This is a genomic window from Haloechinothrix aidingensis (genome assembly GCF_013450155.1).
GTDB classification, from domain to species: domain Bacteria; phylum Actinomycetota; class Actinomycetes; order Mycobacteriales; family Pseudonocardiaceae; genus Haloechinothrix; species Haloechinothrix aidingensis.
Genome location: NZ_JACCKD010000002.1, coordinates 292,471 through 306,192, shown reverse-complemented (window position 1 = coordinate 306,192; position 13,722 = coordinate 292,471). Strand labels below are relative to the sequence as shown.

Here is a 13,722-nt window from a genome sequence, read left to right as displayed (position 1 = left end):
CGGGTGAGTCCCGGAGGGTGTGCGGGCCCGGGCTCCGGCTGCGCGTCCAGCAGGGCGGTCGTGGTCGCGTGCGGCCCCCTCGGGTGAATGCCGAACGAAATTCATCATTCGAGACTGTGAAAGATATTCTTCAAAAGTATTCGCGTAATTCTTTGTGCTGATCCGTAACCGGATGGAATCCGGGCCGTTGTGCGAGCTAGAGGCAGACCCCACAAGGGTTCGTACGGATACTCGCTGACCGGACGGGACCGGCCTGCGCGCGAAGGTTCGCCCGTATTCACTGTATGGAGTGCACGATTTGCTATCTCACGGCACACGAGTGACGGTGACCGAACCGCGGCGGTACGCGGCACCCCGGCACGCCCCTCTTGGCGGGCCGGTACGCACACCCGGAGCGGGCCCCATGGGGAGGCCCGGAGGGAGACCAGCGGGAAACCCAGCGGGGAATCCGGCGGGGAACTCGGGAGGAAGCCCAGGAGGGTATCCAGGAGGAAGTCCCGGCGCGGCCGGGAACCGGACGCAGCGCATCGTCAAGAGTGGAATGGACCTGGTGCTGGGTACGGTACTCGCCGTGCTGGCCACCCCGGCGATTCTCGTCCTCGCCGCCGTACTCGGCGCCCGGATGAGGCAGTGGCCGTTCTTCCGGCACTACAGAATTGGTCACAACGGCAGCACGGTAATGTTTCCCAAGCTGCGTACGTTGTCCAAACGAACAGCTCCGTACGCGCTCAAGAATGGTGGCGAGGTGATTCCGGTCGACCGGTTCTGCGCCTTCTTGCGGCGCCGCCATCTCGACGAGCTGCCGCAGCTGTGGCTCGTGCCGCTGTTCAAGCTGAGCCTTGTCGGGCCCCGGCCGAAGATGCCGGACGCCTGGGAACCGACACATCCCGGGTACCGCGATGCGCGGTGCCTGGTGCGGCAGGGTTGCACCGGTCTGTGGCAGATCGGTCACGAACGTGACCACCTCGTGCACGAACGCCCGGCGTACGACTTCTGCTACCTGCAGTACGGGTCGGTGCGGATGGACCTGTGGATCCTCTGGCGCACGCTGCTGATGATGCTCGGTGGCAGCACGATCGCGCTGCAGAGCGTGCCGCGCTGGGCCGTCGGCAGGGGATGGGTCTCCGAGATGCACATCCGTGTCGTCGGCGCGGCACGGTTCCTCGTGCCCCGCCACGACATCGCGAGCGGGGGTGGTCATCGATGACTTCAGTGGCAGAGCGGCCCGGGACGCGGACCGAGACGCGCGTCGACGTGCTCGGCGTCGGCGTCAGCGTGACCTCACTGCCGCACGCGCTGGACACCGTCACCCGGTGGGTCGAACAGCGCGAGCAGCACTACGTGTGCGTCACCGGCGTGCACGGCGTGATGGAGTCGCAGCACGACACGGAGCTGATGCGCATCCACAACGAGTCGGGGCTGACCGTTCCGGACGGTGCACCGCTGTTGTGGGCGGGCCGCTACGCGGGCGCTGCGGGTATGGGACGGGTGCGCGGCCCCGACCTGCTTCCTGCCGTCGCCGGACGGGCAGCGCGCGACGGGTGGCGGGTATATCTCTACGGCGGGGCCGAGCAGACCCCTGAGCTGCTCGCGCGGAACCTGCGGGCGCGGTACCCGGGCATCAGCATCGTGGGAGCCTACTCGCCGCCGTTCCGGCCGCTCACCGCCGAGGAGGAAGCGGAGGTGGTCGCCGGGATCAACGCCTCCGGCGCGGACATCGTCATGGTGGGGTTGTCGACACCCAAGCAGGAACAGTGGATGTCCTGGGCCAGCGGGCGCATCGAGGCGCCCGCGATGTTCGGCTTCGGCGCCGCCTTCGACATCCACGCCGGCGTCGGCAGCGAGGCCCCCGCGTGGGTGCGCCCGACCGGTTTCGAATGGCTGTACCGCATGGGCACGGCCCCGCGCAGGCTCGCTCCCCGCTACCTGAGGAACAACCCCCGATTCGTGGCCTCGGTGCTGCGCAGGCCGCCGCGCCTGCGCGAGATCCGCCCGCGCGATTCGGCGGCACCGCAGGGCCCCGACCGGATCGCCCCGCCCGGACGGGCCAGGCGGGTCGCGCGCGCGGTGTTCGGCACGCTCGAGCGCGCGCGGGTCCATGTCCTGCCGACGCACTACTACTCCCCGGTGCCCGACAGGGCGTGGCTACGCCGCAACCAGCCGCTCTGGCGCAAGGAGATCGAGCCGCGCGCCATCGGCTGGGATACGGACGCGCAGCTGCGCTGGCTGGAGGCGATGTGCTCGGGGTACCTCCACGAGGTACGCGGCTTTCCCTTCCTGCCGAGGCTCGCTGGGCGGGGTATCGCGTTCCGGTACGGCCCGATCGAGGCCCAGGTGTTGCATTGCGTGGTGCGCACGATGGCGCCCGGGCGGATCATCGAGATCGGCAGTGGCGCATCGACGGCCGTGATGTCCGATGCCGTCGGCCGCAACGTCGCCGAGGGGCGGCGCGGGGCCGGGATCCTCGCGATCGACCCCTACATGCCGGAGGAGCTGCGCGGGCTCGACCACGTCGAGGTCGCCGAGACACCTGCCCAGCAGGTCGATACGTCGGTCTTCGCCGAGCTGGGTGACGGGGACCTGCTGTTCATCGACTCCACCCACGTACTCAAGACCGGCTCCGAGGTGCAGCGCATCTACCTGGAGCTGCTTCCCGCGCTACCACCCGGGGTCCTCGTGCACATCCACGACATATATCTGCCGTACTTGTACTCGCCCTGGGTGCTCGGCGACGTGTGGGACTGGCAGGAAACCGCCCTGCTCACCGCGCTGCTGACCGGGAACCAGCACTTCGCGGTCCTGGCCTGCCAGTCGGCCCTGCACCACGCGAGGCCGGACGAGCTGCGGCGGGTGCTTCCCGACTTCCGGCCCCTGCCCACCACCGCCGGCATCGACGAGGAGCGCTCCGGCGGCCACTTCCCGTCAAGCACCTGGTTGCTGACCCGCTGAGGCCACCGCACCGGTCAGCGGAAACACATCCCGACAAGGCGGTACCCCTATGACGCTCGAAGAGTTCGCGCACACGCTGCGGCGCCGCTGGCGGACACTGGCCGCCGTCGTGCTGGTCTGCATGCTCGCCGGACTCGTGACCGGCTACGCGACCGGCTCCACCCACTCCGCATCGGCCAGGCTGGTCGTCACGCCGAGCGAGGAACCCGTGGGGCAGGCCCCGCTCGCGCCGTCCCTGCTCTCCTCGAGCGGCATGCAGACCTACGCGGAGCTGGCAGGCTCGCACCGTGTCGCCGCAGCGGTGATCGGTGAGCTCGGCCTGGACCTCACGGCCCTCGAGCTGGCCGAGCGGCTGGAGACGCGCGTACCGACGGACACCTACGTGATCGACCTCAGCGCGACCGGAAGCGACGACCAGCAAGCGGCGCTCATCGCCAACTCCGCCGCCGGGCACGCTTCCGCGCTGATCGACACGTTGTTCGCCGAGCGGGGCTCCGGCCTGACGGTGATGGTCGCCACCGAAGCCGACCCCGCCGGAGCCGTCACACCGGGCTGGTGGCGCCATGTACCGGTGGGCGCTGTGGTCGGCCTGCTCGCCGGGCTCGGGCTGGCGATCGTTCGCGAGATCCTCGATCAGCGTGTCCGCGATGCCGGAGACCTGCGCGCGTCTTTCGGCGCCGAGGCACTTGGGCGCGTGGCGGTACCGCACGACCACGCCAAGCAGCCGCTGCTCGCGCCCGGACCGTGGGAGGACGGCACCTGGGAGTCGGTACGCCGCCTGCACTCGACCGTGCGCGCGGGCGGCACGGCCCACCGCTCCGTCCTGGTATCCGGTGTGTCCGATGAGGACGGAAGTTCGACGGTCGCCGCGCTGCTGGCGCGGTTGAGCGCCGAGGAAGGCGAGCGGGCGCTGCTGGTCGAAGCCGACCCGGGCGCCCCCCGCCTCGCCGGGCAGCTCAACCGCGACGGCGGGCCGGGGCTGGCGGACTTCCTGGCGGGTACGGCCGGGCTGGACGACATCGTGATCGATATGTCCCCGCAGAAGCGGCACGACAGGACCACACTCGGCGTGGTCACGGTCGGCTCCGGCGCGCGGCCGGGCGCTACTCGGCTGGACGTCGCGCGGTTCACCGAGTTCCTCGCTGAGGTCTCGCCGCACTACGACACCGTGATCATCGACGGCCCCGTGGTGTCGTGGCAGTCCGACTCGGTCGCCCTCTCCGGCCGGACCGACACGACCGTTCTCGTGCTCGAGACGGGGCGGACCAGCCGGGGCGAGCTCGACCAGGCCCTCGCGCAGCTGACCGCGGCGGGCACCGACATCTCCGGTGTGGTGCTCGCCGAGCCGGCGCGACCGTTCGTACGGAAGGCGGGCGCCGGTCGAGCCGGCCCGGGCATTCCCTCGAACAGCGGCAGGAACGCCTGATGCCACTGCCCGGACGTCGCGATCCGGCGGGGCCGCTCGACGCGCCGTGGCGAACGCCCCCCGTGCACGACCGGCTGCAGCGCTACGGTCCGTTCGTCCTCGCGCTCTTCCTGCTGGCCACGTCCCGGTGGGGCAGCTACCTACCCACCGGAACGCCACCGTTCGTCGTGGACATCGTCCTGGCCGTGGTGATCGCCGATCGGGTACTCGGCGTGGCAACTCACCGGAGCAGGCGCGCCCCGATCGACACATGGCTCGCGGTGACCACTCTCGGGTTGCTCGTGCTGACGGCGGCCTGGCTCCCGCTCGGCGAGTGGACCCTCGACGCGCTGCGCGACGCGGCTCCCTACGCCTACGCCGTCGTGATCTTCCTCGTCCTCGCGCCGGCGAGAACGGCGGTGCCGTGGATGGACAGGGCCATGATGGTGATCCTGGCCCTGCACGCCGCGTGGATCGCCGTGTTCGTGCTCGCTCCCGGGGTTGTCCACGCCATCCCCGCCGTCGGTGACGGCGTCGAGCTGTTCCTCGCGCGGCGCGATGTGGACGGGATGATCTGCGGGCTGCTCGCCGGGCTCGCGCTGCACAAGGCGCTGTCCGGAAAGGCCGTTCCGGTGAACCTGGCGCTGGCCGGGGTGGGGCTGGCGCTGTCGCTGGCCCTCGGCTCGCGGGGTGCGCTTCTCGGTGTGCTCATGGCGCTGCTCGCCGTCGCGCTGTTGCGGCGCCGTGCCGACGGCGCGAACCGGCACGGGAGGAGGTGGGCCCTCGCCCTTGTGCTCATCCTGTTGCCCGGGGTGGTCGCGCTTGGTGCGCAGGGGGAGGCCACCCAGCGCATGACCGCCAGCGTGACGGGCCTGTGGCAACCCACAGAGGACGTCGGCGGGGCGCAGGGAACCATGTCGGCGCGGTACCAGTCGTGGCAGCGGTTGGTGGAGTACTTCCAGGAGGATGCGGCCCGCAACGTGTTCGGCGTGGGCTTCGGACCGCACTTCCTCGTCGACTCGAAGGCCGACGTCGAGATGTTCGGCGGTGACATCGAGTCGGTGCGCTCGCCACACAACTACCTGCTGAGCGCGTGGGCGCGTCTCGGGCTGCTCGGCCTCGGCATCGTCGCCGCGCTGACCCTGGTCGGCTGGCGGCTGGCCTACCTCGTGGGGTGGGCATCGCCTGCCAGGGTCAGCGATGTCGACGTGGTCGCGATCATGATCGCCGTCGGCATGCCCTGGGTCGGGATCGTCGGCGTCGTGATGGAGGCACCGTTCGGCGCGGTTCCCTACTACTGGGCGCTCGGGCATCTCAGCGCCGTCGCATGCGCGCGCGGTGCCGCGCCGCCGTTCACGCTGCCCGGAACCCGGCATCGACCGGTGGAGGGCAGGCACGGATGAGGATCCTGCAGATCCACAACGAGTACGCGCAGCCGGGCGGGGAGGACGCGGCTGCCGACGCCCAGGCCTCGCTGCTGACCGCGGCGGGGCACCGGGTGGACAGGGTCCGCACGCGCAACCGCTCCTCGGGGGCCGGCGCGGCTGCCGCGTTCGCGGGTGCGGTGTGGAACCCGGCGAGCTACGCGGGGACTCGGCGTGCCGCCCGGCGCGTCCGGCCGGACGTGGCACACCTGCACAACTGGTGGTTCGGCCTTTCGCCATCCGTTGTGGACGCGCTGCACGCCGAGCGCGTGCCGGTCGTGATGACCCTGCACAACTACCGGTTGCTGTGCGCGAACGGGTTGCTGTTCCGGGATGGCGGTACGTGCACGGACTGCCTCGGCACCCACACCTGGCGCGCCGTGCGGCACGGCTGTTACCGGGACTCCCGCGCGCAGTCGGCCGTGGCCGCCGCGACGCTCTCGGTGGGCAGGGAGCGTGCCACGTGGGACCGCGTGACCCGCTTCGTCGCGCCCTCCCGGTTCGTCAAGGACATCCATGTCCAGGCCGGGTTCGATGCCGGACGCATCACCGTCGCGCCGAACGTCGTCACCGACCCCGGGCCGCGTTCGGCCCGCCCGTCGGACTCGCCGACCGTGCTCTGTGTCAGCAGGCTGTCGCGGGAGAAAGGGGTGGATGCCCTGCTCGAGGCGTGGCGCGCGTCCGCGGACGCGATGGGGGAGCTACGCCTGCTCGTGCTCGGTGACGGGCCCGAGCGCGAGCGGCTGGAGCGCAGCGCCCCGGCCGGCGTACGTATCGCCGGCCGGACCTCGCCCTCCGAGGTGCGCAGGGCCATGTGCTCGGCACGGGCACTGGTCGTGCCGAGCGAGTGCTACGAGACGTTCGGTCTCGTGGCACTCGAGGCGATGGCTGCCGGCCTTCCCGTGCTCAGTGCCGACGTGGCGGGACCGGCCGAGGTGGTCGGCGGGCTCGGTCCGGAGTGGCTGGTGCCGGCCTCCGACACGCGCGCCTGGGCGGCGGCGCTGCCTTCCCTGACCTCCGACGGCACCGTCGATTCCTCGGGGGTTCGGGCCCGCGAGCTGTTCGAACGCGGTTACACGCCCTCGGCGGTGTGCCGCGCGTTGCTCGGCGCCTACGCCGAGGCGATCGAGGAGGTTCGGGCGGGATGACTCGCCGAGAAGAGAAGGGAAGTGAGTACGTTCAAGGGAGCACTCGCGCGTGCCGGGACCCGTACCGGGATCATCGCCCTCGCGGTGGCGATCCTGGCCGGTGGCACGCTCAGCGCGCACGACACGGCGCGGGCACAGGACTGCATCGCACCGACAGGGGATCTCAGCGGCACGCTGGACCACGCGAACATCCAGGACGCGGACGGGCCGACGGTCCAGCTGTGTGCCGGTACCTTCTACATCAACGACACCATCGACATCACCGAGCCTGACACGACGCTGCTCGGTGCGGGCAGCGACGACACCGTCATCCGGGCCACCCCGATGCGCATGTTCGTCGGCAGGGTGTGCGGGATCGAAGGCAAACCGATGATCTCCGTCAACGACCGTCCGGACGGCCACGACTCCTGCACCACCGGCCCCGTCGACGGCGTGGAGATCGCCGACCTCGCGCTGCGAGCCACCGACGCCACCTGGGTCCAGTTCGGGATCCGCTCGTGGAACAACGGCTGGGACTCGGGGACCTGCACCCGTGGCGATCAGCCGACCGTGCACGTGCACGACACGGAGGTCCGCGAGCTGGAGCCGCTGTGGTCGCACGGCATCCGGATGGGCAACGTGTGCGACGTCGTCATCGAACGCAACCACGTCGTCGACATCGATCCCGAGCGCAGCGGTGAGGGGATCGGTATCAGCACGCACGGCGACAGCGACATCGCCAGGTCGGAACACGTCAGGATCTCCGGCAACGTGGTGGACGGCGTCGGCGGCAGGGGTATCGTGTGTGCCACATCGTCCGGTCTGGATCAGTCGGCGGGTACGGCGAGACACATCGCCATCCGGTCCAACACGGTGACCGATGTGGACGAGGACAGCAGCCTCGGTATCGAGCTGTACAACCGGTGTCACGATTCCGTCATCGAGGACAACCGGCTGGACCACGGCATCAGCGTGGTGCATTCGCACAACGTCGGCATCCGCCGCAACAGGGTGGTCGACACCAGAGCGGGAGCCGACGGGTTCATCGGGCTCGAGGTCGGCAACGTGCGCGATGCCGTGCTGGCCGACAACGTCGTCGACTCCGGCGTGCAGTACGGCGGTGCCGTCCTGGCCTGGAACGGCTTCACGACCCGGCGAGTGACCGCCGTACGCAACGACTTCCGCAACGCCAGGGAGACCGGGCTGTGGTTGATGGCCGACAACGACGGGCTCAGCGGCATCGAGTACGTCTACGCACGCGGGGGTACGTGCCCGGCGAGCGGGGGCGGCACCAAGCCGTGCGGGGTCACGGGAACGGACGGCACCGGTGAGCGAGGCGACGGTCACGGGGTACTGCTGTGGCACGACACCCGCTTCGTCACCCTGGACGACCTGGCTATCACCGACAACGCCGGAGCAGGGGTCAGCGGTGCGGGCGTGCAGGCCGACTACCTCGCGGTGCTCGGCAACACGTTCTCCGGCAACAGCGAGCCCGCCAACTGGTCACTCGGCGCGTGGCCGAGCAACATGCGCTGGGCAGGTAACGACTGTGCCGGCGACTGCGACGGGCTGACCTCCGGCGAGTGGGCGACCGACGGGTGGGACCCGCCGGACGCCGCCATCGCGATGCCCTCCACGGCCACCGTCGGCGAGCCGGTCACGTTCACGAGCCGGTCCACCGACTCCGAGGGGATATCCGACGAGCAGTGGGACCTCGGTACCGGCGTGCCGCGCAGCGCGGACGGCACGGTGCGCTACACCGAGCCGGGTACCTACCGTGTGTCGTTGACCGTGTGGAACACCAAGGGCCAGGCCGACTCCGCCGAGCACGTCATCACGGTGGAGCCGTAGGCGAAACGGCCGGCCTCCCGCACAAGGGAGGCCGGCCGGCACGCCGACGCCGGGTTCAGCGTCGCAATCCGGCGACGAGCTCATCGGCAGCCGCGTACGGGTCGAGCTCACCGTCGGCCACCCGCTTGCCGAGCAGCCGCACGGCCTCGCCGCCGTGCAGACCGGCGAACTCGGCCTGCACCTGGCGTAGCGCGATCGCCTCCACCTCCGCGCGAGCACGCTCGTTCCTGCGACCTGCCAGCTCGCCGGTGTCGAGCAGCCAGCTGTGGTGCCGCGCGAGGGCATCCAGTACGTCGTCGCCACCCTCGCCCCGGGAGGCGACGGTGCGCACGATCGGTTGCCGCCACGACGGTCCGGTGATCTCCCGCCTGCTCGCCGAGAGCATGTCCGTGAGCTCGCGGATCGTGGCGTCCGCACCGTCCCTGTCGGCCTTGTTGACGACGAAGATGTCCGCGATCTCCAGCACCCCGGCCTTGGCCGCCTGTACACCGTCACCCATACCGGGGGCCAGCAGCACGACCGTGCTGTCCGCCAGCTGCACGACATCGACCTCGGACTGGCCCACGCCGACGGTCTCGATCAGCACCACATCGAAGCCGACCGCGTCCAGCACGCGGGCGGACTGCGGGGTGGCCCAGGCGAGCCCGCCGAGGTGGCCGCGCGTGGCCATCGAGCGGATGAACACGCCGGGGTCGGTCGCGTGCTCGCCCATCCGGATCCGGTCACCGAGCAACGCTCCTCCGGAGAACGGCGAGGACGGGTCGATCGCCAGCACGGCGACGCGCTTGCCCTGCGCGCGCAGCGCGGAGAGCAGCATCGCCGTGGACGTCGACTTGCCCGCTCCCGGTGGGCCGGTCAACCCGATGATCCGGGCCCGGCCGGTGTAGGGAGTCAACGTGCGCGCGATCTCGCGCAGGTGCGGGCTGGCGTCCTCGACGAGCGACAGCAACCGGGCAACCGCTCGTGGCTGGCCCTCTCGCGCGCGAGCGATCAGGTCGTCGACATCAACCGGTATCGGCACGGCGCGGGGTCAGCTCCGGTCGACCTTGAGCACGAGCGCGTCGCCCTGCCCACCGCCACCGCACAGCGCCGCGGCGCCGAGACCGCCGCCACGCCGGTTCAGCTCGTGGGCGAGGTGCACCACCAGCCGCGCCCCCGAGGCACCGATCGGGTGTCCCAGCGCGATCGCACCCCCGTTGACGTTGACGATGTCCGGGCTGATGCCCAGCTGCCGGGTGGAGACCAGACCGACGGCGGCGAACGCTTCGTTGATCTCGACGAGGTCCAGCTCCGAGGTCGCCACGTCCTCCTTCGCCAGTGCGGCCTTGACCGCGTTGGACGGCTGCTCGTGCAGGCTGGCGTCCGGGCCGGCGACGACGCCGTGTGCGCCGATCTCGGCGAGCCACGGCAGCCCGAGCTCGGTGGCCTTGTCCTTGCTCATCACCACGACCGCCGCCGCCCCGTCGGAGATCTGGGAGGCGGTGCCCGCGGTGATCGTGCCGTCGCTGGCGAATGCGGGCCGCAGCGAGCCGAGCCCCTCCGCGGTGGTGTCGGCCCGGACCCCCTCGTCGGTGTCGAAGACGGTGGGCTCGCCCTTACGCTGCGGGATCGTCACCGGAGCGATCTCCGCGTCGAACGTGCCGTCCGCCGCGGCCTTGGCGGCCTTCTGGTGCGACGCGGCCGCGAACTCGTCCTGCTCCTGCCTGCCCAGCCCGTACCGGCTGTTGTACTTCTCGGTGGAGGCGCCCATCGCGACCTGGTCGAAAGCGCAGTGCAGGCCGTCGTGGGCCATGTGGTCCACAAGCGCCGTGTCGCCGTACTTGAACCCGGAGCGTGACTTCGGCAGCAGGTGCGGTGCCTGCGTCATGGACTCCTGGCCGCCCGCGACGATCACCTCGAACTCGCCTGCCCGGATGAGCTGGTCGGCCAGCGCGATGGAGTCCAGCCCCGACAGGCAGACCTTGTTCACCGTCAGTGCCGGTACGTCCATCGGGATTCCGGCCTCGACGGCTGCCTGGCGCGCGGGTATCTGGCCCGCTCCCGCGGTGAGGACCTGCCCCATGATCGTGTACTGCACCGTCTCGGGAGCGACCCCCGCGCGTTCCAGCGCCGCCCCGATGGCGACACCCCCGAGCTGTGCCCCGGAGAAGTCCTTCAACGAACCCAACAACCGGCCGATCGGTGTGCGGGCACCGGCGACGATGACGGAACGGGACACGGTTGCGCCTCCAAATCACAAGCGATGTCTGGCCTTTCACCGACCATACAGCGGGCACGGGGGACGGCCCAGAGCGTGTGTCCCCGATTCACAGGTGTGACGAAGCCGACCTCGTACGCGCGACGGCACCCGCGCGCCCGTACCCTGACGCGCATGAACGATGCGCTCCAGCCCTACGTCACGGCGATCGACCACGTCGGGATCGCCGTCGCCGACCTCGATGCCGCCATCGCCTCCTACCGGGACAATTTCGGCCTCGAGGCAACGCATATCGAGGTCAACGAGGAGCAGGGGGTCCGTGAGGCCATGCTGCACCCTCGTGGTGACGAGACCGGTACGGCCGTGCAGCTGCTTGCTCCACTGACGCCGGACTCGACCATCGGCAAGTTCCTCGACACCAAGGGGCCGGGCCTGCAGCAGCTCGCCTACCGGGTCGCCGACATCGAGAAGACGTCGGCCGCGCTTCGCGCGAACGGCGTGCGCCTGCTCTACCCCGAGCCGAAGCGGGGCACGGCCGGGAGCCGGGTCAATTTCGTGCACCCCAAGGACGCGGGCGGCGTCCTCGTCGAGCTGGTCGAGCCCGCGCAGGCGTGACACACGTCCCCGGGGTGCCCGAAACCCCGGTCACATCGCCCGGGGTTTGACGAACTCGGTGATGACATCGCCCGGGTTGGCGAGCTCGAAGCGGCCGCCCGGACCCCAGGACCGGAACTGGCGCACCGGGAGCAAGCCGTTGTCGTGCAGCAGCTCGGCGAACAGCTCGCCGGTCATGGCCGACCGCCACCCCTCTGCCGAGCCCCCGTCGCCCGGGTGGTGGATGACGCCGACGGCGCCGGGCCGCATGACCCTGGCCAGCTCGGACACGTACGCACGCTGGTCGAGCGGTGCGATGTGCAGGAACACGTCGAAGGCCCACACGAAGTCGACGGACTCTCGTGGCACGGCAGGTAAGTGCTGCCCGTCGTTGACGGCGAACGAGACGTTGTCGCAGGCCGCGAACCGTTCCCGGCACAGGTCGATGGCCGCGGGGCTGATGTCGGCGAGAACGAGCGAGCGCACCCGTGGCTGGAGCTCCCCGCTCCATCGCCCGGCTCCCGGCCCGATCTCCAGGGCGTCCGCGTCCTGTGGCAGTGCGGGCACCAGTACGTCGTCGACGAGCGACTGGCGCCACTCGGCGGACGGGGTCCACTCCTCGCCCGAACGCGACCAGTCGTAGTCGGTCCACAGCCTCCGGTTGTAGTCCCGGGTGTTCACGCCGGGTAGGTCCTTGGCGCGTTCCCGCGCACGTGCCCGTGCGTCGAAGAACCGGCCCGCCCGTGCGGTCGCCCTGTGCAGCAGGTGGTAGGCCAGCCAGGTCGCGTCGTTGGCACGAAGCCGGTCGCGCGTCTTGCCCAGCACCCCGGCAGGCAGGCTCTCGTGTCCACTCTCCACCGGAGAAGCCACCTCGCCCGGACGCGCCGCCTCGACCGGCCGAGCCTGCGAGCAGGTGGTGGATGCGCTCTCGCGCGCATTCTCCCTGGATCCGGCCATTTCCATCAGCACACTCCCGTGGTCAGTGCGAACGATTAGTGGTTCGCGTTCACAACCTTCTACATTCATGCGTAACGACATAACAGGGGTTGTCGTTACGCCCTTCAGTAGCGCTACCGATCGAGGAGACGGCCACGTCGAAGAACGTGAACGACGTTCCGACAGTTCTGATATTTGAGGAGTTTTCATGCGCGGAAATCGACACTCTGTGCTGGTCACGGGGGCTGGGGGGTTCATCGGTGGACATCTGGTGCAAGCATTGATCAATCGCGGTGACGCCGTCCGTGCGGTAGATGTGAAGCCTGTTCAAGAATGGGAGCAGTGCAGTACGGAAGCCGAGAACACGGTGCGCGACCTGAAATATCTTCAGAATTGTCGAGAAGTGGTGGACGGGGTGGACCAGGTCTACAATCTCGCCGCCGACATGGGGGGTATCGGATTCATCGAGAATCACAAGGCCGAGTGCATGCTCTCCGCGCTGATCAGCATCCACATGCTCGCCGCCGCCAAGGACGCGGGCGTGGAACGCTTCTTCTACTCCTCGTCGGCCTGCGTCTACGCCGCGGACAGGCAGGACCGGCCGGACGCGACCTTCCTGCGGGAGAGCGACGCCTACCCTGCCATGCCGGAGGACGGCTACGGCTGGGAGAAGCTGTTCTCCGAACGGATGGCACGGCACTTCCGGGAGGACTACCAGCTGGGCACGCGCGTCGCGCGGTACCACAACGTCTACGGTCCGTACGGCGCGTGGGACGGCGGCAGGGAGAAGGCGCCTGCGGCGATCTGCCGCAAGGTCGCCACCGCGAAGCTCACCGGCGACCCGCGCCTCGAGATCTGGGGAGACGGCGAGCAGACCCGCAGCTTCATGTACGTCGACGACTGCGTGGACGGGACCATCCGGATCGCGGACGGCGATGTCACCGACCCGCTCAACCTGGGTAGCGCCGAGCTGGTGACCATCAACCAGCTCGTCGACGTCGTGCAGGAGATCGCGGGTGTCGAGCTGCGGCGCAACTACCGGCTCGACGCCCCGCAGGGTGTCCGCGGGCGATGCAGCGACAACACGCTCATCCAGCGGGCGTTCGGCTGGGAGCCCTCCACCACGCTGCGGGACGGGCTCGCCGTGACATACCCCTGGATCGAGCAACAGGTCGCCGCGGCACTCGCCGCGGAGTCATCGGTGACCTACCGGCAGCCGGCGTGACGACGACCGACGAC

The 13,722-nt window shown here is 70.0% G+C and carries 11 protein-coding genes; 8 read left to right on the top strand and 3 right to left on the bottom strand.

Annotation, left to right across the window (positions count from 1 at the left end; all coding sequences use genetic code 11):
- The first annotated feature begins 541 nt into the window (after positions 1-541).
- The 6 genes from H0B56_RS05915 to H0B56_RS05890 are packed head-to-tail and all read left to right on the top strand — an operon-like array spanning position 542 to position 8,756.
- Entirely contained in the window at positions 542-1,207 is a 666-nt protein-coding gene (locus tag H0B56_RS05915; RefSeq protein ID WP_180891922.1) for a sugar transferase, read from the top strand.
- Positions 1,204-2,949 (top strand): WecB/TagA/CpsF family glycosyltransferase, encoded by a 1,746-nt coding sequence (locus tag H0B56_RS05910; protein WP_180891921.1) that lies wholly within the window; start codon positions 1,204-1,206, stop codon positions 2,947-2,949. The genes H0B56_RS05915 and H0B56_RS05910 overlap by 4 nt, the downstream gene beginning before the upstream one ends.
- 49 nt (positions 2,950-2,998) lie before the next feature.
- Positions 2,999-4,375, top strand: coding sequence for a tyrosine-protein kinase domain-containing protein (locus H0B56_RS05905; protein ID WP_180891920.1), 1,377 nt, complete (start codon positions 2,999-3,001; stop codon positions 4,373-4,375).
- On the top strand, positions 4,375-5,757 hold the full coding sequence (locus tag H0B56_RS05900; RefSeq protein WP_180891919.1) for an O-antigen ligase family protein: 1,383 nt from the start codon (positions 4,375-4,377) through the stop codon (positions 5,755-5,757). The genes H0B56_RS05905 and H0B56_RS05900 overlap by 1 nt, the downstream gene beginning before the upstream one ends.
- The gene (locus tag H0B56_RS05895) at positions 5,754-6,926 is read left to right on the top strand and encodes a glycosyltransferase (protein WP_180891918.1); all 1,173 of its coding nucleotides are present in this window, start codon (positions 5,754-5,756) and stop codon (positions 6,924-6,926) included. Before H0B56_RS05900 ends, H0B56_RS05895 begins: the two co-directional genes overlap by 4 nt.
- A gap of 21 nt (positions 6,927-6,947) precedes the next feature.
- Positions 6,948-8,756, top strand: coding sequence for a right-handed parallel beta-helix repeat-containing protein (locus tag H0B56_RS05890; RefSeq protein ID WP_180891917.1), 1,809 nt, complete (start codon positions 6,948-6,950; stop codon positions 8,754-8,756).
- Between the two features lie 55 nt (positions 8,757-8,811).
- Here H0B56_RS05890 and meaB read toward each other — a convergent pair whose 3' ends face one another.
- Entirely contained in the window at positions 8,812-9,777 is a 966-nt protein-coding gene (meaB, locus tag H0B56_RS05885) for a methylmalonyl Co-A mutase-associated GTPase MeaB (protein WP_180891916.1), read from the bottom strand.
- A gap of 9 nt (positions 9,778-9,786) precedes the next feature.
- The gene (locus H0B56_RS05880) at positions 9,787-10,974 is read right to left on the bottom strand and encodes an acetyl-CoA C-acyltransferase (RefSeq protein ID WP_180891915.1); all 1,188 of its coding nucleotides are present in this window, start codon (positions 10,972-10,974) and stop codon (positions 9,787-9,789) included.
- A gap of 153 nt (positions 10,975-11,127) precedes the next feature.
- Between H0B56_RS05880 and mce the strand changes: the two genes are divergently transcribed.
- Entirely contained in the window at positions 11,128-11,568 is a 441-nt protein-coding gene (gene mce / locus H0B56_RS05875) for a methylmalonyl-CoA epimerase (RefSeq protein ID WP_180891914.1), read from the top strand.
- Between the two features lie 30 nt (positions 11,569-11,598).
- On the opposite strand, the gene H0B56_RS05870 is transcribed toward mce, so the two are convergent.
- The gene (locus tag H0B56_RS05870) at positions 11,599-12,510 is read right to left on the bottom strand and encodes a class I SAM-dependent methyltransferase (RefSeq protein ID WP_180891913.1); all 912 of its coding nucleotides are present in this window, start codon (positions 12,508-12,510) and stop codon (positions 11,599-11,601) included.
- Between the two features lie 181 nt (positions 12,511-12,691).
- Between H0B56_RS05870 and H0B56_RS05865 the strand changes: the two genes are divergently transcribed.
- Complete coding sequence (locus tag H0B56_RS05865) at positions 12,692-13,708, top strand: NAD-dependent epimerase/dehydratase family protein (protein WP_180891912.1); 1,017 nt, start codon at positions 12,692-12,694, stop codon at positions 13,706-13,708.
- Positions 13,709-13,722: the final 14 nt, after the last annotated feature.